This window comes from Rhodobacter aestuarii, assembly GCF_900156655.1.
Classification (GTDB): Bacteria; Pseudomonadota; Alphaproteobacteria; order Rhodobacterales; family Rhodobacteraceae; genus Rhodobacter; species Rhodobacter aestuarii.
Genome location: NZ_FTOG01000001.1, coordinates 630,973 through 651,239 on the forward strand (window position 1 = coordinate 630,973; position 20,267 = coordinate 651,239).

The 20,267-nt window shown below is 59.5% G+C and carries 16 protein-coding genes; 5 read left to right on the forward strand and 11 right to left on the reverse strand.

Annotated elements, in window-relative coordinates; genetic code table 11:
- Nucleotide 1 precedes the first annotated feature (1 nt).
- Complete coding sequence (locus BW967_RS02935; RefSeq protein WP_076483504.1) at nt 2-997, reverse strand: class 1 fructose-bisphosphatase; 996 nt, start codon at nt 995-997, stop codon at nt 2-4.
- Nucleotides 998-1,090: 93 nt separating this feature from the next.
- Between BW967_RS02935 and cbbR the strand changes: the two genes are divergently transcribed.
- Genes cbbR through BW967_RS02950 form a run of 3 tightly spaced genes read left to right on the forward strand, consistent with a single transcriptional unit; the run spans nt 1,091 to nt 3,445 of the window.
- The gene (cbbR, locus tag BW967_RS02940) at nt 1,091-2,023 is read left to right on the forward strand and encodes a LysR family regulator CbbR (RefSeq protein WP_076483505.1); all 933 of its coding nucleotides are present in this window, start codon (nt 1,091-1,093) and stop codon (nt 2,021-2,023) included.
- A 45-nt stretch (nt 2,024-2,068) separates the two neighbouring features.
- Nucleotides 2,069-2,473, forward strand: coding sequence for a carboxymuconolactone decarboxylase family protein (locus tag BW967_RS02945; protein WP_076483506.1), 405 nt, complete (start codon nt 2,069-2,071; stop codon nt 2,471-2,473).
- On the forward strand, nt 2,474-3,445 hold the full coding sequence (locus BW967_RS02950; protein WP_076483507.1) for a quinone oxidoreductase family protein: 972 nt from the start codon (nt 2,474-2,476) through the stop codon (nt 3,443-3,445). It abuts the gene before it with no gap.
- A 300-nt stretch (nt 3,446-3,745) separates the two neighbouring features.
- Here BW967_RS02950 and BW967_RS02955 read toward each other — a convergent pair whose 3' ends face one another.
- From BW967_RS02955 to BW967_RS02980, 6 genes are read right to left on the reverse strand one after another with little or no spacing between them, the layout of a single operon-like run.
- Nucleotides 3,746-5,371, reverse strand: a complete 1,626-nt coding sequence (locus tag BW967_RS02955) for an alpha-D-glucose phosphate-specific phosphoglucomutase (protein WP_076483508.1) — start codon at nt 5,369-5,371, stop codon at nt 3,746-3,748.
- Between the two features lie 10 nt (nt 5,372-5,381).
- Complete coding sequence (gene glgX / locus BW967_RS02960) at nt 5,382-7,391, reverse strand: glycogen debranching protein GlgX (protein WP_076483509.1); 2,010 nt, start codon at nt 7,389-7,391, stop codon at nt 5,382-5,384.
- Nucleotides 7,388-8,821, reverse strand: a complete 1,434-nt coding sequence (gene glgA, locus BW967_RS02965; protein WP_076483510.1) for a glycogen synthase GlgA — start codon at nt 8,819-8,821, stop codon at nt 7,388-7,390. Before glgA ends, glgX begins: the two co-directional genes overlap by 4 nt.
- Nucleotides 8,822-8,843: 22 nt before the next feature.
- On the reverse strand, nt 8,844-10,115 hold the full coding sequence (gene glgC, locus BW967_RS02970; RefSeq protein WP_076483511.1) for a glucose-1-phosphate adenylyltransferase: 1,272 nt from the start codon (nt 10,113-10,115) through the stop codon (nt 8,844-8,846).
- Nucleotides 10,116-10,125: 10 nt separating this feature from the next.
- Entirely contained in the window at nt 10,126-12,306 is a 2,181-nt protein-coding gene (gene glgB, locus BW967_RS02975; RefSeq protein ID WP_076483512.1) for a 1,4-alpha-glucan branching protein GlgB, read from the reverse strand.
- Between the two features lie 8 nt (nt 12,307-12,314).
- On the reverse strand, nt 12,315-14,711 hold the full coding sequence (locus BW967_RS02980; RefSeq protein WP_373455180.1) for a glycogen/starch/alpha-glucan phosphorylase: 2,397 nt from the start codon (nt 14,709-14,711) through the stop codon (nt 12,315-12,317).
- A gap of 147 nt (nt 14,712-14,858) precedes the next feature.
- Here BW967_RS02980 and BW967_RS02985 point away from each other — a divergent pair, with 147 nt between their 5' ends.
- A complete protein-coding gene (locus BW967_RS02985) occupies nt 14,859-16,445 on the forward strand; it encodes an alpha-amylase family glycosyl hydrolase (protein WP_076483611.1) in 1,587 nt (528 codons plus the stop codon).
- 77 nt (nt 16,446-16,522) lie between these two features.
- On the opposite strand, the gene BW967_RS02990 is transcribed toward BW967_RS02985, so the two are convergent.
- Entirely contained in the window at nt 16,523-17,569 is a 1,047-nt protein-coding gene (locus BW967_RS02990; RefSeq protein WP_076483513.1) for a sensor histidine kinase, read from the reverse strand.
- A gap of 166 nt (nt 17,570-17,735) precedes the next feature.
- On the opposite strand from BW967_RS02990, the gene BW967_RS02995 reads away from it, so the two are divergent.
- Entirely contained in the window at nt 17,736-18,131 is a 396-nt protein-coding gene (locus BW967_RS02995; RefSeq protein WP_076483514.1) for a hypothetical protein, read from the forward strand.
- Here BW967_RS02995 and BW967_RS03000 read toward each other — a convergent pair whose 3' ends face one another.
- Genes BW967_RS03000 through BW967_RS03010 form a run of 3 tightly spaced genes read right to left on the reverse strand, consistent with a single transcriptional unit; the run spans nt 18,132 to nt 20,176 of the window.
- Nucleotides 18,132-18,653 (reverse strand): gamma carbonic anhydrase family protein, encoded by a 522-nt coding sequence (locus BW967_RS03000; protein WP_076483515.1) that lies wholly within the window; start codon nt 18,651-18,653, stop codon nt 18,132-18,134.
- Complete coding sequence (gmk, locus tag BW967_RS03005; protein ID WP_076483612.1) at nt 18,650-19,285, reverse strand: guanylate kinase; 636 nt, start codon at nt 19,283-19,285, stop codon at nt 18,650-18,652. The genes BW967_RS03000 and gmk overlap by 4 nt, the downstream gene beginning before the upstream one ends.
- A 12-nt stretch (nt 19,286-19,297) precedes the next feature.
- The gene (locus tag BW967_RS03010) at nt 19,298-20,176 is read right to left on the reverse strand and encodes a YicC/YloC family endoribonuclease (protein ID WP_076483516.1); all 879 of its coding nucleotides are present in this window, start codon (nt 20,174-20,176) and stop codon (nt 19,298-19,300) included.
- Nucleotides 20,177-20,267 lie beyond the last annotated feature (91 nt).

Sequence of the window (20,267 nt, forward strand, 5' to 3'; positions counted from 1 at the left end):
CTTAGCTCCGGAAAAGACCACGGGTGTTGAAGAGCGCAGAGGTCTCTTCCCCGGGCAGGTCGTGATAAGCAGCGACGCGGGCAACTTTGGCGCCACAGCCGAAGACGAAAGGCGTGCGCGCATGCAGCCGGTCGGGCAGGGCGGTCAGCACCTCTTCACAGCCATCGGTGGCCCCGCCCCCCGCTTGCGTGATCAAAAACGCAATCGGCGCGCATTCATACACATGGCGCAGACGGCCGCGTTCATAGCCCTTGCGGTCATCGCCCGGATAAAGAAACACGCCGCCGCGCATCAAAATGCGGTGGGTTTCCGCGACAAGCGACGCGATCCAGCGCATGTTGAAGTTTTTGCCGCGCGGCCCTTCGGCCCCGGCCACCAGGTCATCGATAAAGGCGCGGATCGGCGCGGGCCAGTGGCGGTAGTTCGAAGCGTTGATCGCATATTCTGTGGTGTCTTGCGGCAACGGCTTGATATCGGCCACGCGACGGAAGCTGTTGGTGTCGAGGTCCAGCACCCAATGCTTCACGCCATCGCCAAAGGTGCACACCAGCGCGCATTGCGGCCCATAGATGATGTAACCGCCTGCCAGCTGTTCATGGCCTTGGCGCAAGAACGTCGCGTCGCCATCTTCTTTCGCCGGGAAGATCGAGAAGATCGTGCCAATCGAGACGTTCACATCAATGTTGGACGAGCCATCGAGCGGGTCAATGGCCAGACCCAAGCTGCCTTCGCCAAGGCTCACGACCTCATCTTGTTCTTCAGAGGCATACCACGCAACGGCGGTTTCGCTCAGCGCTTCGCGGAACAAATCATCGGCAATCACGTCGAGCGCTTTTTGCCCGTCGCCGCCAGCGTTGGTGCCCACACCTGCGGCGAGATCGGTTTCGACGCCATTGCGGGAAATGATGCGGGCGACCTGAGCCCCCACCGTGGCGAGGCGTGTCATCACCTCTGCCATTTCCGGGGTTAACCCGAGGTCTTCTAATTCGATCGCCATGGCCCCTCCTGCCAGTTGGATGCCGGGACGTTGCGCCGGAAGCGGCTTTATGCAAATTTGAAATTCAGCAAGCGGCTTTCAGGAAATTTTAAAATGATCCGTCTCGACAGCATAACGCTTAAGCAATTGCGCGCCCTACAAGCCGTAGAAAAAGGCGGTTCGTTAACCGCTGCGGGCCATGCTTTGGGGCTTACAACGCCTGCAATTCACACGCAAATCAAGGGCTTGGAGGATGCGGTTCAAGTAAAGATTTTGCAGCGCGCGGCCGATGGCGGCGGATCGGAGTTAACAGAGGCCGGACTGACGCTTTTGGAGACCGCGCGCCGGATTGAAGACGCTTTGTCACAGGGGGGCGCCAATCTGGCAGCGCTATCACGGGGCAAAGCGGGGCGTGTGACGCTTGGTGTTGTCTCTACCGCCAAATATTTTGCGCCGCGACTCGTGAAGGCGCTCAGCCTTTCGAACCCCGATATTGAGGTCGCTTTGCGGGTCGGCAACCGCGCCACGACGATTGAAGGGTTGGAGCGCGGTGCCTTTGATATCGCCATTATGGGGCGCCCGCCGCGCCGCCCGCCGGTGACGGCGGAGCCGCTGGGGGTGCACCCGCATGGATTGGTTGCGCCGCCGGATCATCCGCTGGCGGGGCAGGGGCTTTGGCTCGATGCGCTTTTTGAAGAGGTGTTCTTGGCGCGCGAAAAGGGCTCTGGCACGCGGATTTTGATGAACCGTTGGCTGGATCGCGTGGGCGAAGGCCGTGCTTATGAAACGCTGGAGATGGACAGCAATGAAACCATCAAACAGGCGGTGATGGCGGGGCTTGGGATTGCATTTTTATCGCTTCATACGGTGACGGAAGAATTGGCCTCGGGGCGGCTGGTGGAATTGCCTGCGCCCGCGCTGCCGATTGTGCGCCACTGGTTCATGGTGCGGCGCGAAGATGAGGTGCCGCGCCCGGTGGCGGTTCAGCTTTGGAATGCGATTGGCGCGTTAAAAGGCAATTATCTGCCCATCGTTCCGGGGAATTGACGGGCTGGTAAGCAGGCGGCATGCTGGGCAGTGAAGGGGAAGATCATGGCCACAGTTACTGCTCCGCAAGATCCGGAAGCCGATCCGCGTGTGAAAGCCGTTTTTGACGACATTCGCGCCACCCGCGGTACCGATTTCATCAACAACATCTGGCGCTATCTAGCCTTTGATCCGGGGTTGCTAGAGGCGACTTGGGCCGATGTGAAAGCGGTGATGGCCACACCTTCGGCGCTCGATCCAAAGGTGAAAGAACTGATCTATGCAGCGGTTTCGGTCGCCAATGCGTGTGATTACTGCACCCATTCGCATCTGGCCGCGGCGCGAGCCAAAGGCGCGAGCGAGGCGGAAATTGCGGATTTCTTTCGCGTTGTCGCCTCGGCGGGCAAGACCAATCACCTGTTGAACGCGCTGCGCGTTCCCGTTGACGAAGCCTTTCGCAAGGAGGTTTGAATGAGCTATGCGATGGTCGTTTCTGCACCCGGTGGTGTAGAGAATTTTCGCCGTGTGACGCGCGAGATCCCGAAGCCTGGGCAGGGTGAGGTTACATTACGACAGACGGCTATTGGCTTGAACTATATAGATGTTTACTTCCGCTCTGGGCTTTACCCTTGGCCTGTGCCGGCCGATTTGATCACCGGTTCTGAAGGTGCTGGCGTGGTGGAATTGGTCGGTGATGGCGTTGATCTCAAGCCCGGCATGCGCGTTGCTTATACGCTGCCGAACGGCGCTTATGCCAGCCATCGGGTGATTGCGGCGGATCAATTGGTGCCCATTCCCGATGACATCAGCGATGAGGTCGCGGCGGCTGTGATGCTCAAGGGGCTGACGGTGCACTACCTGATCCAGCACTCGTTTCCGGCGCTTGAGGGCGATACGGTTCTTTTCCATGCCGCCGCCGGTGGCGTTGGGCTATTGGCGGGCCAATGGCTGAAAGCGCGCGGTGTGCGGGTGATTGGCACCGCCGGTGGGCCAGAGAAATGCGCGCTCGCGAAGGCGCATGGCTATGCCCATGTAATCGACTACCGCAAACAAGATTTTGTGGCCGAGGTGATGCGCATCACCGAGGGAAAGGGTGTGCAGGCGGTTTATGACTCGGTTGGCGATGTCACGCTGATGAAATCGCTCGACGTGTTGGAGCGGTTTGGCACGCTGGTGAGCTTTGGTCAAAGTTCTGGGCCCGCGCTTGATTTCCGCGTGAATGATTTGGCGCGTGGTTCGCTGCGTCTGACGCGGCCGACCTTGTTCCATCACACCGCGCGGCCCGGTTGGCTGAAATCGGCGAGTGCTGATCTTTTTGCCATGCTGCGCTCGGGTGCGGTAAAGGTGGAGATTGGGCAACGCTTTGCCTTGGCTGATGTTGCAAAAGCGCACGTTGCGCTCGAGGCACGTCAAACCACGGGCAGCACGGTGCTAAACCCATAATCTGCTTGCAATCCCGTGACCACAGCGATCCCTGATGTTATAAATAATTTACATAATACTGATTATGGGGCTTTTGCGTACGCGAAAACTGAGGAAAATAAAGCCAGTGAGGTCTTGCGCCTCTTGGTTATTGGCGTGCGATAATGTCATCGGGCGCCTGTGAGCACGCTCTTTTTCCTGTCACGGGCCACGAAGTCTTGACCGTTCGCATTTGGAGGAATGTTGCAAATGGTCAAGACGAGGAGTTGTCATCTATGGCGACGGTGTTCCCGCCGCCTTTGTCGCTCCGGTCAAAGTCAATCAGGTGATGACATCGGGACCTTTGCGGCCTGTGCGGGCCCGAATACCGACAATCTCTTCGGTCGCGGCGATGATTGGCGCCAAGGCCTCTTGCGGATCGGCGGCCAAACCCTCGGGGCCCGGTTCATAGCGCTCAAGATAGACGCGCAGCGTTGCCCCCTCGGTGCCCGTGCCTGAAAGGCGCAGCACAACGCGCGATCCGCCCTCGAACAAAATCCGGAATCCTTGGCCCTCGGATACCGATCCATCGACCGGGTCAGTGTAGCTGAATTCGTCTGCACTTTCGACTGTAAGACCTTGGGACTGTGTTCCTTTCAGACTTTCAAGCCGGTCACGCAAATCCCCCAGCATGGCATTGGCCACATCGGTTGGAAGAACCTCATAATCATGACGCGAATAGTAATTGCGCCCGTATTCTTCCCAATGGTCGGCCATGATTTCGGCGACACCCATACCCCGCGCCGCGATGATATTGAGCCACATCAGCACCGCCCAAAGGCCATCTTTCTCGCGCACATGGTCCGAGCCCGTGCCAAAGCTCTCTTCACCGCAAAGGCTCACACGGCCCGCATCCATCAGGTTGCCGAAAAACTTCCAGCCCGTCGGAGTCTCATAGCAATCGACGCCTAGCGCGACCGCCACCCGGTCCACCGCCGCAGAAGTCGGCATAGACCGCGCCACCCCCTTCAGCCCCGTGGCATAGCCTGGCACCAGATGAGCATTCGCCGCAATTACGGCGAGGCTATCGGAGGGTGAGACATAGACCCCACGACCGACGATCATATTACGGTCCCCGTCCCCATCCGAGGCCGCGCCGAAATCAGGCGCCTCGGGCCCCATCATCTCGGCCATCAACTCATGCGCCCAAGTCGGGTTCGGGTCGGGGTGCATACCGCCAAAATCGGGCAGCGGTTGTTCGTGCACCACTGTGCCCTTGGGCGCGCCAAGCCGGTTTTCAAAAATCTCGACCGCATAGGGCCCGGTGATGGCACACATACTGTCCATCCGCATCGTGAAGCCTTCATGAAAAAGACCGCGCAATGCTTTGAAATCGAATATTTCTTCCATCATGTCAGCATAAGCCGCGACCGGGTCTACAACCTCTACGACCATTTGGGCGAGATGGCTTTCTCCGACCATATCGAGTTTCACATCCGGGGCCGTGATTTTCTTATAAGATGTGATTTCTTGCGTGCGTGCGAAGATCGCAGCGGTTACCGCCTCCGGCGCCGGGCCACCATTCGCCATGTTATACTTGACCCCGAAGTCCTCGTTCGGGCCGCCTGGGTTATGGCTGGCCGACAAAATCAGCCCACCGTCGGCGCCGCGCTGGCGGATCAAGTTAGAGGCCGCAGGCGTCGAGAGCCAAGCGCCCTGCCCCACAATGACCCGCGCGGCACCATTGGCCGCAGCCATCTTCAGGATGCATTGCGCCGCTTCCGCCCCGAAATAGCGCCCGTCGCCGCCCAAAACGAGGGTTTTCCCCACGACGCCGTCGATGGCGTCAAAGGTGCTTTGCACAAAGTTCTCCAAATAGCCCGGCTGCATAAAGATCGGGGTCTTTTTGCGCAGGCCAGAGGTGCCGGGTTTTTGGCCCTCGAAGGGCTGCGTTGCATGGGCAGTCATAGGCGGACTCCTATCGGGCTGTCGATCGGATAAACAGTTGAACAGATTGTGCGAAAACACAAGTGACGGGGTCTGAATGCGGGCTTTCTGGGGCCTTGGGTTGGGCCGTGTCGAGCATTTTACGCCAGTGCCCCTCGGGCAAGGTCACGTCGATCTGCGGCCCCGCATTGAAGACGATGAAAAAGGCCTCATGCGCGACCTGCCCCGCCGGCCCCTCGGCCGCGCCGCGGACCTCTGCACATAGGCAATGCGCCTTGGCATCATGCCAATCTTGCGGCGTTGGCTCGCCGCCAGAGGGCATGCGCCAGATCAGATCACGGATGCCATCTTGCTCGCGCACTTTCGCATGTAAAAAACGGGATTGGCGCAGCACCGGATGGTCGTGCCGCAGCTTCGCAAGCCGCGCGACAAAGTCGACAAGATCGGTATCTGTGCTGCTCCAGTCGATCCAGCCAATCGGGTTGTCTTGCGCATAAGCGTTGTTATTGCCTAGTTGCGAATTGCCAATTTCATCGCCTCCCAAGAGCATCGGCACCCCTTGAGATAGCATTAAGGTGGCGAGCAGTGCGCGCTTACGGTTGCCGCGTTCTTCTGCGCTGGCTAAGGCTTGGGAATAGTTCGCATTATGCCCGTCACGGTTGTTTTCACCATTTGCTTCGTTTCTCTTTTCATTAAAGGAAACAAGGTCTTGTAGCGTGAAGCCGTCATGGGCGGTAAGGAAATTAAGCGAGCTGGTGGCTGCCCTTCCACGGTGATCGAAGATCTCTGCCGACCCTGCAACGCGGCGCGCAAGTTCGGGGATTTGGCCCGCATCGACGCGCCAGAATTGGCGCAGGCCATCGCGATAACGGTCGTTCCATTCGATGAACGGATAGGGGAAATCACCAAGCCTATAACCACCGGGGCCAATGTCCCAAGGTTCGGCAATCAGCTTCACCGCGCCGAGCACCGGATCTTGGCGAATGGCGCTTAGAAGCGGGGCCCAAGACTTGAACCGGCCAGAGGCGCCCCGCCCCAAATTGGCGGCCAGGTCAAAGCGGAACCCGTCCACCCCCATCTCCTCCACCCAGTGACGCAAGGAGTCCGTGACCATGCGCAACACCATGGGATGGGCAAGGTTCAGCGTGTTGCCGGTGCCAGTGTCGTTGACATAGGTGCGCCCACCCTCGGCCAAGCGATAATAGGCGCCGTTATCAAGGCCTCGCAGGCTCAGCGTTGGCCCCGCACCATCCCCCTCGCCCGAATGGTTGAAAACGACATCCAAGATCACCTCGATCCCGGCGGCATGGAGTGCGCGGACCATGTTGCGGAACCCCTCGCGCGTGCCGTAGCGCGGCTCGGGCGCGAAGAAGGAAATCGGCTGGTAGCCCCAGTAATTGCGCAGCCCTTTCTCAACCAAAAAGCGGTCATCAATGAAGGGCATGACGGGCAAAAATTCGACCGCCGTCACACCGAGTTTTTTCAGATGCGCAATGATCGGCGGGCAGGCAAAGCCTTCATAGGTGCCCCGCAGATGCTCGGGCACTTCGGGGTGTTGCATCGTCATGCCGCGCAGGTGGCACTCATAGATAAATGTATGAGACCATGACCTTGCGGGGCGTTCCCAATGTGGCTTGAAGATCTCGCAGACCACGCTTTTGGGCGTGACGGTTCCAGAATCGCGCCGATCGGGGCGGGTCGTCCCCACCCCGCCTTGCATCAAAGGATGCCAGATTATCGGAGCGTTGAGCGCCCTGGCATAGGGGTCGATCAAGAGCTTTGACGGGTTGAATCGATGGCCAATTTCGGGGGCCCACGGGCCATGCACGCGGTAGCCGTATTTCGTGCCCGGCCCTACGCCGCGCACGAAGCCATGCCAAATATCTCCGGCGCGCTCGGGCAAGGTCAGACGGCGTTCCTTGCCGTCTTCAAACAGGCACAGTTCCACCTTTTCGGCATGGGTGGAAAAGACGGCAAAATTCGTGCCGCCCCCCGAAGGAACGGCCCCCAGAACCTCGGCCCTGCCCGGATGGATCGTCATTGCGCCAAGAGCCGCTCGTAAAGCGCGGCATAGCGCGCGGCCGAGGCGCCCCAGCCAAGATCGGTTTTCATGCCGCGTTTGACCATTGCGGCCCAGCCTTTGCGGTCTGCGTAGAGCGCGCAAAGTTGGCGCGTGGCTTGGCGCAGCGCCAAATCATCGACCGGATGGAACACCACACCCGTCGCAGCCTTTGCAGCAAGGCTGGCCGGGGTCGCGCCCACGACCGTATCGGCCAAACCGCCCACTGCCGCCACCAGCGGTACGCAACCATAGCGTAGCCCGTAAAGCTGCGTCAGCCCGCAAGGTTCAAACCGCGAGGGCACCAGCACCGCATCGCCCCCCGCAAACATCCGGTGGCTGAGGTTTTCATTATAGCCGATATGCACGCCAACCCGGCCCGGATAGCGCAGCGCCAAATCGCGCACCATATTTTCGGCCCAGTGATCGCCCGAGCCCAAAAGCGCCAAGCCCCCGCCCGCAGCCACCAACTCCTCCACCGCGGCGGGCAATAGGTCGATGCCTTTTTGTGCGGTCAGCCGGGAAACAAGAATGGCGAGCGGCCCAGAAAGTTTCTTTTCCAGTTGAAACTCGGCCTGCAAGGCTTTGCGCGCATGGGATTTTCCGGCAAGCTTGTTGGCGGAGAACGGTTTGCAATCGGGGTCGTTTTCCGGGTCCCATACGGTTTCGTCGATACCGTTGAGTATTCCCATAACCACGCCAGACCGGGCCGCAATCACGCCTTCCAAGCCCTGACCATATTCGCCGCGCATCAGTTCTTCGGCGTAGCGCGGGCTCACTGTGGTGATCGCATCGGCCGTGGTAAGGCCCGCTTTGAGGGTAGAAATATCGCCCCAAAACTCAAAGCCATCGCGGTGAAACGCTTCGGGAGGAAGCCGCAACGCACCCATTTTCGTGGCGCCAACGCGACCTTGAAACGCCATATTGTGGATTGTGATCACAGTGGGCACGCTTGCCCCGGCGTAGCGCAAATAAGCGGGCGCCAAGGCCCCTTGCCAATCATGCGCATGCAGCACATCGGGGCGCCAATCGCCCGCGCCTTCACGGGCCACCATGGCCGCCGCCCAGCACAGCGCGGCAAACCGCTCGGCATTATCCCAATAATCGCCATGTGGGCCCGAATAGGGGCCGCCGTCGCGGTCATAAAGGTGAGGTGCCTCCAGCGCCATCACCTCCATCTCGCCAAACTTGCCCAAATGCAACCTTCCGGGCCCGCCAAACAGATAGTCATCGGCCCAGACGATCTTGGTTTTCCCAAGCTTTTCAAGCAATCCGCGATAGGCGGGCAGCATGACGCGCATCTGCCAGCCCTGCCCCGCCAATGCCTCGGGCAATGCGCCGACCACATCGGCAAGCCCACCGGTTTTGATCAAGGGCACCGCCTCGGATGCCACCGACAGAACGCGTTTCATGACGCCCCCTTTTCGAGCCGTTTTAGCCCAGTATCGCCGCGCGCCGATCCAGCATCGGCTGGGTAATCAACACGATACCACCCTCGGTGCGGCGGAACCACTTCGCATCTTCTTCCGGGTCTTCGCCAACAACGAGCCCCTCGGGAATGATCACGCCGCGGTCGATCACACAGCGCGTAAGCTGCGCTTTGCGGCCAATTTCGACGTAAGGCAGCGAGACCACATGATCGAGCATCGAATAGGAATGCGAGCGCCCGCCGGTGAACATCAGCGAATTGCGCACTTCCGAGCCCGAAACGATGCAATCGCCCGAAATCAGCGAACTGACCGCCGAACCGCGCCGATTGTCTTCATCATGGATGAATTTCGCGGGCGGCACGATCTCGGCATAGGTCCAGATCGGCCAAGCATTGTCATAAAGGTCAAGCTTGGGGGTGAAATCGGTCAGGTCGATATTGGCCTGCCAAAACGCATCAATCGTCCCGACGTCGCGCCAATAGGGTTCCGTTTCCAGCCCCGAGGTGACGCAGCTTTCCGAAAACCGATGTGCCATCGCCTTGCCGTTTTTCACAATCGACGGGATCAGGTCATGGCCGAAATCATGGCTCGAATGCGGGTCTTCGGCATCCTTGATCAGCAACTCGCGCAAGAGCTTCCAATCAAAGACATAAATCCCCATCGACACGAGCGTATGATCGGGATCTTCGGGCAGGCCCGGCGGGTCGGCGGGCTTTTCAATGAAGCCATTGATGCGCCCGGTCTTGTCCACCGCCATGCAGCCAAAGGCCGTGGCTTCCTCACGCGGGACAGTCAGGCAGCCAATCGTGACATCGGCTTTGCTTTCCACATGCTGGCGCAGCATCACCTCGTAATCCATCTTGTAGATGTGATCGCCAGCCAGAATGATGACGTATTTCACGTCATAATCTTCAATAATATCAATATTTTGCGCGACAGCGTCTGCGGTGCCCAAATACCATTTGCTCTCATCAATCCGTTGCGAGGCGGGCAAAATATCCAAATATTCGTTGCGCTCTGCGCGGAAGAAGTTCCAGCCGCGCTGCATGTGCCGAATAAGGCTATGCGCTTTATATTGCGTGGCAATTGCCATTTTCCGAATGCCGGAATTCAGCGCGTTCGACAAAGCAAAGTCGATAATCCGCGTCTTACCGCCGAAATAGACCGCGGGCTTCGCGCGCCGATCGGTCAGTTCTTTCAGGCGGCTCCCACGGCCCCCCGCCAGAACGAACGCCATCGCTTGCGACGAGAGCCTTTGGTTCGGTTGCGGTTTCATAGTCACTCCCCTATTGCTTTGCCTCCAGCGGCATGAACATCACCACCGCAAGGGGTGGCAGGTATACCTCGGCGCTGACCCGACGTCGTGCCGTGGCAATTTCTTCGGCTTCAATGGCGCCCAGGTTGCCCCAGTTCGCCCCACCATAATAGCCGCTGTCAGAATTGAAGATTTCGCACCACGTCCCGTCTTGCGGCAGGCCCATCCGATAGGTGCGATCAATGGGTGTCAGGTTGGCCGCCACGACGACGGGCGCAGCCCCCGGCGCGCGGCGTTCAAACACAAAGACTGAGGCTTCGGCATCATCGGCTTCGATCCAGTCAAACCCTTGCGGGTCACAATCGCCCCAATGCAGAGCGGGCGTTTCGCGGTAAAGCTTGTTCAGATCGCGGATCATCGCCTGCATCCCCGCATGCAGCGGGTCCTCAAGCAATTGCCATTCCAGCGCGCCCGCATGCGCCCATTCTTTGCCTTGGGCAAATTCTTGGCCCATGAACAAAAGCTTCTTGCCCGGATGCGCCCATTGGAACGCATAGAAAGCGCGCAGGTTGGCAAACTTCTGCAACCCGTCACCGGGCATCTTGCCCAGCATCGAGCCCTTGCCATGCACCACCTCATCATGGCTGATCGGCAAGATAAAGTTTTCGCTGTAAGTATATGAAGAGGCGAAAGTAAGTTCGTTATGATGCCAGCGGCGATGGATCGGGTCGCGTTGGAAATAGCGCAGGCTGTCGTTCATCCAGCCCATGTTCCATTTGAACCCAAAGCCCAAGCCATCCATATGCACGGGCCGCGTCACACCGGGGAAAGCGGTGCTTTCTTCGGCCACGGTCATAATGCCCGGCGCGCCGCCATAAGCCTCGGCATTGACCGATTTCAGGAAGTCGATCGCCTCAAGGTTTTCGCGCCCGCCATATTGGTTGGGCACCCATTCCCCCTCTTTGCGCGAGTAGTCGCGGTAGAGCATCGAGGCCACCGCATCCACCCGCAGCCCATCAAGGTGGTATTCCTCCAGCCAGAACAGCGCATTGGCGAGCAGGTAGTTTTTCACCTCGCGCCGCCCGTAGTTGTAAATCAGCGTGTTCCAGTCTTGGTGAAAGCCCTCTTTCGGGTCCGCATGTTCGTAAAGTGCTGTTCCGTCGAAATGGCGCAGCCCGTGGTCATCGGTCGGGAAATGCCCCGGCACCCAGTCCAAAATCACGCCAATACCGCGTTGATGCGCGGCATCGACAAAGGCAGCGAACTCTTCGGGCCGTCCGTGGCGGATCGTGGGCGCATAAAGCCCCACCGGTTGATAGCCCCAAGAGCCGTCAAACGGGTGTTCGGTGATCGGCAGAAGTTCGATATGTGTAAATCCCATATCGACGACATAGTCGATCAGTTGGCCCGCAAGCTCATAGTAGCTGAGCGGTCGCCCGCCCTCGTCCCAGACGCGCCGCCACGAGCCCAAATGCACCTCATAGATGCTGACCGGCGCGTGGATGTTGTTCGCTTCATGCCGGGTTTCGCACCAACGACCATCACCCCAAAGATGCAGCCCCAATTCGCGCACCTGCGAGGCGGTTTGCGGTGGGTGTTCCGCGCCAAAACCCACCGGGTCCGCCTTGAGCGGCTGGATCACGCCATCGGCACCCAAAATCTCGTATTTGTAGACCTCGCCCGCCATCAACCCGGGAATAAAAATCTCCCACACCCCGGTCGCACCGCGCTTGCGCATTTGATGGCGCCGCCCGTCCCAAGTGTTGAAATTCCCCACCACGGAAACGCGCTTTGCTGCGGGTGCCCAAACGGCAAAATGCACGCCACGCAGCCCCTCATGGGTGATCACATGCGCGCCGAGCACTTTCCACAAATGCCGATGCGTGCCCTCGCCAATCAGGTATTCGTCGATCTCGCCAAGCACCGGGCCAAAGCTGTAGGCATCATCAAAATCCCACGTCGCCTGGGCATTGCGCGCGCGCAGGCGATACTTGCCCTTGCTCCATTTTCCCACAAAAAGCCCGTGGGTTACGTGGTCAAGTTGAACCTCTGTTTTACCATCTGGGGTAATTGCAGACAGCGTATCCGCGCCGGGGACAAGCGCTGCAATCCGCCCGCCCTCGCCCGTATCATGCCACCCCAGCACGGCAAACGGATCCTCATGCCGGCCCTCGGCCAGCGCCATCGCCACGTCCAACTCGATCATCGGCATGCGTCCCCTCACAGCGCGGAATCGGTTCCCCAGATATCCGCCATGTAACCACGGATCGCGCGGTCCGACGAGAAGAAGCCCATCCGTGCAGTGTTCAGCACGGCCATGCGCCACCAGCGTTCCGGGTCGGCAAAGGCTTGATCCACCTCCGTCTGCGCATCACGGTAGGCTTCAAAATCGGACGCCACAAGGAAGTAATCGCTGTGCCACATATTGTGGACCAGCCCGTGGTAGCGGGTCGGTTCCTCGGGGCTAAAGCGCCCTTCGGCGATCATTTGCAGCACGTCTTGCAAAGGCTGGCTTTGCAAGATCGCATGACGGGCATGTTCGGGGTCTTTGCGCCGCTCCATCACCTGCTCGGCGGTCAGACCAAACAGGAAGAAGTTATCCGCGCCGACCTCTTCGCGAATTTCGACATTCGCGCCATCCAGCGTGCCAATCGTTAGCGCGCCGTTGAGCGCAAATTTCATATTCCCGGTGCCAGAGGCTTCCTTGCCCGCGGTCGAGATTTGCTCGCTCAGATCTGCCGCCGGAATAAGCCGCTCAGCCATCGAGACATTGTAGTTCGCCGGATAAATGATCTTCAGCCGGTCGCCGACATAGGGGTCATTGTTCACCACCTTGGCGACATCATTGATTAGGCGAATGATCTCTTTCGCGGTCTGGTAGCCGGGCGCCGCCTTGCCGCCAAAAATCTTCACCCGCGGCACGACATCGGCGGTCGGGTTCGAACGGATCGCATGCCATTCGGCGATGGTTTGCAAGATATTCAACAGTTGGCGCTTGTATTCATGGATGCGCTTCACCTGCACATCAAACAGCGCATCGGGGTTCACCTGCACGCCCTGCGTTTCAAAGATCCACTCCGCCAGCGCGACTTTATTCACCCGTTTGGCGCGCGCGAATTCATTTCGGAAGGCTTTGTCTTCGCTGAATTTTTCAAGCTTTTTGAGCCGGTCCAGATCGGCTTCCCAACCATCGCCAATGGTTTGCGTGATCAGCTTGGAAAGCGCCGGGTTCGCCATCCGCATCCAGCGCCGCGGGGTCACCCCATTGGTCTGGTTGATGATCCGGTCGGGGTGCAATTTGTGCAATTCCGGGAACAGGTTCTTTTTGATCAGTTCCGTGTGCAGCGCAGACACACCATTGACCTTATGTGCGGTAATGAAGGCCAATTCGCCCATCCGCACCTCATGATGTTTTACAATTCCAACATAATGCGGGCGCGAGGGGTTGTTGCGCAGGTGCCAAGCGTCAATGGCTTCGATGATCTGCATATGCCGCGGCAGCACAGAGCCCATGAGGTAAGTGGCCCAGCGTTCCAGCGCCTCCGGCAAAAGCGTGTGGTTCGTGTAGCCAAGGCATTGAATTGCAATATCAATCGCCTCTTCAAATTCGATCCCATGCACATCGCTCAACAGCCGGATCAGCTCCGGCCCGGCAATCGCGGGGTGCGTGTCGTTCATCTGAATCGCCACATGGTCGGGCAGATCGGTGAGCGCAAAGCCCGCCCCCAGATGACGGCGCAGAATGTCTTGCAGCGCCGCAGAGGTCAGGAAGTATTCCTGCTTGAGCCGCAATTCCTTGCCTTGGAAGGTCGTATCATCAGGGTAAAGCACGCGGCTGAGCGTGCGCGCCAAAGCCTCGGGCTCGGCGGCGGCGGCGTAATCCCCGTGGTTGAAGCGGGCAAGGTCAAACATCGTCGTCGGTTTGGCCGACCACAGCCGCAACGTATTGCCCCAACGGCCATGCCAGCCGATCACCGGCATATCAAACGCCTCGGCAAGCACTGTTTCTGCGGGGGTCCAGACGGCCTTGCCATCGGTGATTTCAACCGTGCCTTTGAAGCCGATTTCATAGCTCACCTCGGGGCGTTCAAACTCCCACGGATGGCGCTGTTTGAGCCAATCTTCCGGCGCCTCAACCTGACGCCCCCCCTCAAACCGTTGTTTAAAAAGGCCATGTTCGTAGCGGATGCCATAGCCATAGCCCGCACAACCAAGCGTCGCCATGCTTTCCATGTAGCAGGCGGCCAACCGCCCAAGCCCGCCATTGCCAAGCGCCGCGTCGGGTTCATCTTCGACGACATCGTGCCAGTCTTGGCCAAGCCCCTCGATCGCCTCACGCGCCACGGCCCGCATGCCAAGGTTGATCGCGGCATCTTCCAAGATCCGCCCAATCAGGAATTCCATCGACAGATAGTAGACCCGCTTGCGCCCCTGTTCATAGGTTTGCCGCGTCGCATCGAACCACGGCTCCACAATATGGTCGCGCAGCGCGAGGCTGAGCGCCATGCGCCAATCGTAAAGTGAGGCATGACCGGGATCCTTGCCCATCGAATAGGTCAGATGTCGCAGAATTTCTGCCCGGAAGGCCTCTACACTGGGGGCGTTCACATCTTTCACGTTTCTTATTCCTCGGCCAATCCCTTTCCCCTTTGATGGGGCGCGCACCCGCTGCCGTCAAGCTGAACCCGCGTCTAACCCCCTCGGGTCATTGCCGCGGCGCGGAATAACCCTATGCTTGCCTCATATCTTTGCAGGGAGATGACGATGGGCAGCAATTGGTGGCGTGGTGCGGTGATCTACCAGATTTATCCGCGTTCTTTTCAAGATAGCACCGGAAATGGCATCGGCGATCTCAAAGGCATCACCGCGCGGCTTGATCATGTGGCGCGTTTGGGTGCCGATTCGATCTGGCTCAGCCCAATTTTCACCTCGCCCATGGCCGATATGGGCTATGACGTGGCCGATTATCGCGACATTGACCCGGTTTTTGGCACTTTGGCCGATTTCGATGCTTTGGTGGCGCGCGCCCATGAACTGGGCCTCAAGGTGATCATTGATCAGGTGCTCAGCCATTCCTCCGACCGGCATCCGTGGTTTGCCGACAGCAAAAAAGGCGGCGCGAAGAAGGATTGGTATGTTTGGGCCGACCCAAAGCCAGATGGTTCACCCCCAAACAATTGGCAATCGGTGTTTGGCGGCTCGTCTTGGGAATGGGCGCCGGAACGCGGACAATATTACTTACACAACTTCCTGATCTCTCAGCCCGATCTCAATTTGCGCAATCCCGAGGTGCAAGATGAGATGCTGGATGTGCTGCGGTTCTGGCTCGAACGCGGCGTCGATGGCTTCCGGCTCGATACCGTCAATTATTATATGCATGACGATCAGCTGCGCGATAACCCCGCCATGACGCCCGATCCGGTGCGTTGGCCCCCCGTTTCCACCTATGATATGCAAGACCATGAGTTCGACAAGAACCGCCCTGAAAACCTTGATTTCCTTGCACGAATGCGGTCCCTGCTAGATGAGTTCGACGACCGCTGCTTGGTCGGAGAAGTGGGCGAGGTGCCGCATCGCGCGCTTGAGATTATGAGCGCCTATACGGCGGGCGATGCGCATTTGCACATGGCCTATAGTTTCGACATGCTCGGGCCGAAATTCAGCCCCGATCACTTCAAAAACATGATTATGGGCTTCTTTAACGCTGCGCCCGATGGTTGGCCATCTTGGTCCTTTTCGAACCATGACGTGCAGCGCCATGTGACGCGATGGGCAAAATTCGGCGCGCCTGAGGCGGTTGCGAAACTCGCGATTTCGATGCTCGCCTCGTTCGAGGGAACGATCGGCATCTATCAAGGCGAAGAATTGGGCCAAAGTGAAACCGATCTTCTTTACGAAGAGCTGACCGACCCGCCCGGCCTGCGGTTCTGGCCCGAGAACAAGGGCCGCGATGGCTGCCGCACGCCGATGGTCTGGGATGGCAGTGAAAATGCGGGCTTCAGCAGCGGCAAACCTTGGCTTCCGGTGAAGCCGCCGCAAGCCGCGCGCAATGTGGCCGCGCAGGAAAATGATCCCACCTCGGTACTGTCCCATTATCGCGACATGCTCGCCTTCCGTCGCGCGTCCGAGGCGCTGCGGGCCGGGCGCTCGACCTTCCTTGATCTGCCAGAGCCCGTGCTGGGCTTCACGCGCGAAGTGGCTGGGGAAACGCTTACCTGCCTCTTCAACCTTGGCTCCGAGCCGGTGGAGTTGCCCGGGATCACCGGTACGCCCACCGGCCCGGTGCTGGCGGCTGAAGTGACGAAAACAGGTGTGAAACTTGGGCCCAACGGCGCGATCTGGCTGCGCTAAAGCCCCACAAAAGCGTTACGCGGCGTATTCAACTGCGCCGCGTAACACCTTAAGAGTTCATGGTTTTGATCGACACCTTACTCCAATGGCAAGATCACGATAAAGCGGCTGCCCTGCCCTTTTTCGCTTTCCACGCGCATCCGCCCGCGGTGGCGCGAAATGATGTGTTTCACAATCGCCAGCCCCAGCCCGGTGCCGCCTTGTTCGCGCGAGCGGTGCGTGTCGATGCGGTAAAACCGTTCGGTGAGCCGTGGCAGGTGGATCGCCTCGATCCCCTCGCCCTTATCGGCCACGGTGACTTGCAGCGCCGGGCCGCGCAGCACTGGCTCATAGTCCAGCCGTGCCACATTCAACCGAACCTCGCCGCCCGCGCCGCCATATTTGATCGCATTCTCGATCAGATTGGTGAAGACCTGCGTCAACTGATCTGGGTCGCCGGGGATCTTGAGATCCGCGGTCAGCCCCTCGCGCAGCAGTGCCACCTGCCGCGCCTCGGCCACAGGGGCCAAGGCTTGCATCGCGCCGCGCAGCACCGTGCCCAGATCCACCTGCGCGGTCGGGCGGCGCCGTTCTTCGGATTCAACGCGGGAGAGCGACAGCAGATCGCCCACCAAACGGTTCATCCGCCCCGCCTCGCGCTCCATAATCGCCAAGAAACGGTCCCGTGCGACCGGGTCATCTTTGGCGGCGCCGCGCAATGTCTCCACGAAGCCCATCAGCGCGGTGAGCGGCGTGCGCAACTCGTGGCTGACATTGGCCACGAAATCGCGCCGCATCGCCTCGGCATTCTCAACCGCGGTGATATCTTCGAAAGCGAGCAGCAAGGCCCCCTCGTCTTCGCCGCTGGGCTTGAGCGGGGCCACCGTGACCTGCACCAGACCCTCGCGCCCTGCCGGACCCAGCCGCAAGCGCACCTGTTGGCGCGCGCCGCCGCCCAACACGGTTTCCACCGCATCGACGAGCGCGGGTTGTCGCAAAACGGTCACCAATGCCCGATCCCTAAGCCCTTCGCCCAAAAGCGCCTCGGCCCCCGCATTGGCGTGCACCACACGCTGGGCGCGAGAAATGATCAATATTGGAAACGGAAGCACTTCCGCGAATGTGATTGTTGACGAATCCGGCAAATTCCGTTCCTTTTCTACCCACCCGACGCTTGACCCGCGTCAACTTCGGGGAAACCATAGACGCATTCAAGACTGTCTGCATCGGTAAGGGGGCTAAACCGATGCATCAAAGGCAGCAGAGGCTTAAAATAGGTGGAAGAATCCACCCCCGAAAACGGATGGAGCAATGCCCCCGCCTGTCGATGATTCGAACCGTAAGCCGCAACCGTTGGTTGCCGCGATGTCGCTGACAGGCCGCCGCATTTTGGTGGTGGACCCGTCACAGGCATTGCCGCGCGCTTTGCGCGGGGTCCAAGGGGCCTCAATTACCATTGCGCGGATGACGATGCTCTCGGAAGAGCTGATCTTGCGGGTCAGCCCCGACGTGGTCTTGGCGCCGCTCTTTAGCCCCGATCATGACATTCTGGATCTCGCCCGCACGCTGGACCGGGTGGGCTACAAAGGGCCGCTGCGTGCCTATTCGCAACCGCTGCCCAACACCGCGATTGTGCGCGCCGAGGTTCAGCAGATTTGGGGGGATCGGGATTTTGAAATCCTGGAAATCCCCGCCAAGCCGCATTGATTAGGTAACGGGCACCAGCCCTTTGGCAAAGCGTGCCGCATTTTCCCGGTAATGCGCTGCTGACTCGCGCAGCCGCGCTTGCGCGGCCTCATCAAGCTGCCGCACAATCTTGCCCGGCGCGCCCATCACCAAGCTGCCATCGGGGATTTCCTTCCCCTCGGTGATCAGCGCACCCGCGCCGATCAAACAGCCGCGTCCAATTTTGGCACCATTGAGCACAATCGCGCCCATGCCAATCAGCGAGCCTTCGCCAATAATGCAGCCATGCAGCATCGCCTTATGGCCAATCGTGCAATTCGCCCCAATCACCATCGGAAAGCCCATATCCGTATGGCAGATCACGTTTTCTTGCACGTTGGCGCCCGCACCCACGCGAATTTCTTCATTGTCGCCGCGAAGCGTGCAGCCAAACCAGACCGAGGCGTTATCTTCCAAGACCACTTTGCCAATCAGATTCGCATCGGGGGCCACCCAAGCCCCCTGCCCCAAAATCGGCGCCACGCCATCAAGCGCATAGATCATCGTGCCTCAAACTCCCCGTTCAAGCCGCGCACAAAATCGGTCAGCCCCGGTTGGCGCACGGCGCGCGCGCGTTCGGCGCGCAAGATGGTGGTAATCTCTTCTTCGGCGACATCGACATCGCGGTTGATCACCACATAATCATATTCGCCCCAATGGCTAATCTCGTCACGGCTTTTTGCCATCCGGCCCGCGATCACCTCATCACTGTCTTGGGCGCGGCCGCGCAGCCGGCTTTCAAGGTCCGCAATCGAGGGCGGGAGAATAAACACGCTCACCACATCTTGCGCCAAAACCGAGCGGCGCACCTGTTGGCCGCCTTGCCAGTCGATATCCAAGATCACGTCTCGGCCCTCGGCCAAGCGCGCCTCCACCGGGCCGCGCGGCGTGCCGTAAAGATTGCCGAACACCTCGGCATGTTCGAGCATCTCGCCCGCGGCCACCATCGCCTCAAACTCTGGGCGCGTCTTGAAGAAGTAGTCGCGCCCATCCACCTCGCCGGGGCGCGGCGCGCGGGTGGTGGCCGAAACGGAAAAGCTCATCGAGCCATCCCAAGCCATCAGCCGTTTGGCCAAGGTCGATTTGCCCGCGCCCGAGGGCGAGGAAAGAATGATCAAAAGGCCCCGGCGGCGCATCTCGGCCATGACTTACTCCACGTTTTGGATCTGCTCGCGCATCTGGTCGATGACATGTTTGAGGTCAAGGCCAATGGCCGTGAGCGCGGTCGAGCCCGACTTGGAACACAAAGTATTCGCTTCCCGCACGAATTCCTGTGTCAAGAAATCGAACTTGCGCCCCACGGGGCCATTTTCCTCCAACAGTCCCCGTGCAGCAGCCACATGCGCCCGCAAACGGTCAATCTCTTCGGTCACATCGGCCTTAACAGCGAGTAAAGCGAGTTCTTGTGCCACGCGCTGTGGGTCGGCGCCGGGGGCATCTTCCATCACACGGGCGAGCGCGGCGTGCAGATTTGTGGCCATTTCTGGGCGTCTGGCCTCCGCAACCTCTGCCGCCGAGTCGGTCAATTGGGCGATTCTGTCGAGTTGTGCCACAATTACGCCACAAAGCTGGCCGCCTTCCGCCGCGCGCATCGCGACAAAACTATCCAAAAGAGAGTCCAAATCAGCCAAGAGCAGTGTGCGCAAAGCCGCCGGATCGACCACTTCCGCCCCCCCTTGTTCGACCACGCCGCGCAGGCTCAGAAGGTCGCTAGCGCGGGTCGGGGCAAGGGTCACGCCATGGTTTGAAGCCGCCTCTTCCACCTGCCGTAATGCGGTCAGGGCAGCGCTTAAGGCGGGGTCTGACAGGCGCAGTTTTTCACTTCCACTTGTTGGCGTAAGCTTCAGATTTAGCTGAACATTCCCTCGCGTGGCCGCGCGCGACACGGCCGCGCGCACCTGCGCTTCCAATCCTTCCACCTCGGGCATGCGCAGCCGCAGATCGAGCCCTTTGCCATTCACCGAGCGGATTTCCCAACTCCAATCATAGCCCAGTCCAGAGCCGCTCAAGGAGGCGAATCCGGTCATCGAAAGGGGGCCGTTTTGCATGCGGGGGGAAGCGCTTGATTTAACCATTTAACGGTTTAGTTCTCCATAAGGCGGAAAAAAGGCGTATTAA

What these genes read in the sequence shown, in the direction of transcription:
- BW967_RS02935 (WP_076483504.1), bottom strand. Translation starts at nt 997, where the DNA reads ATGGCGATCGAATTAGAAGACCTCGGGTTAACCCCGGAAATGGCAGAG.
- cbbR (WP_076483505.1), top strand. Translation starts at nt 1,091, where the DNA reads ATGATCCGTCTCGACAGCATAACGCTTAAGCAATTGCGCGCCCTACAA.
- BW967_RS02945 (WP_076483506.1), top strand. Translation starts at nt 2,069, where the DNA reads ATGGCCACAGTTACTGCTCCGCAAGATCCGGAAGCCGATCCGCGTGTG.
- BW967_RS02950 (WP_076483507.1), top strand. Translation starts at nt 2,474, where the DNA reads ATGAGCTATGCGATGGTCGTTTCTGCACCCGGTGGTGTAGAGAATTTT.
- BW967_RS02955 (WP_076483508.1), bottom strand. Translation starts at nt 5,371, where the DNA reads ATGACTGCCCATGCAACGCAGCCCTTCGAGGGCCAAAAACCCGGCACC.
- glgX (WP_076483509.1), bottom strand. Translation starts at nt 7,391, where the DNA reads ATGACGATCCATCCGGGCAGGGCCGAGGTTCTGGGGGCCGTTCCTTCG.
- glgA (WP_076483510.1), bottom strand. Translation starts at nt 8,821, where the DNA reads ATGAAACGCGTTCTGTCGGTGGCATCCGAGGCGGTGCCCTTGATCAAA.
- glgC (WP_076483511.1), bottom strand. Translation starts at nt 10,115, where the DNA reads ATGAAACCGCAACCGAACCAAAGGCTCTCGTCGCAAGCGATGGCGTTC.
- glgB (WP_076483512.1), bottom strand. Translation starts at nt 12,306, where the DNA reads ATGCCGATGATCGAGTTGGACGTGGCGATGGCGCTGGCCGAGGGCCGG.
- BW967_RS02985 (WP_076483611.1), top strand. Translation starts at nt 14,859, where the DNA reads ATGGGCAGCAATTGGTGGCGTGGTGCGGTGATCTACCAGATTTATCCG.
- BW967_RS02995 (WP_076483514.1), top strand. Translation starts at nt 17,736, where the DNA reads ATGCCCCCGCCTGTCGATGATTCGAACCGTAAGCCGCAACCGTTGGTT.
- BW967_RS03000 (WP_076483515.1), bottom strand. Translation starts at nt 18,653, where the DNA reads ATGATCTATGCGCTTGATGGCGTGGCGCCGATTTTGGGGCAGGGGGCT.
- gmk (WP_076483612.1), bottom strand. Translation starts at nt 19,285, where the DNA reads ATGCGCCGCCGGGGCCTTTTGATCATTCTTTCCTCGCCCTCGGGCGCG.
- BW967_RS03010 (WP_076483516.1), bottom strand. Translation starts at nt 20,176, where the DNA reads ATGACCGGATTCGCCTCCTTGAGCGGCTCTGGACTGGGCTATGATTGG.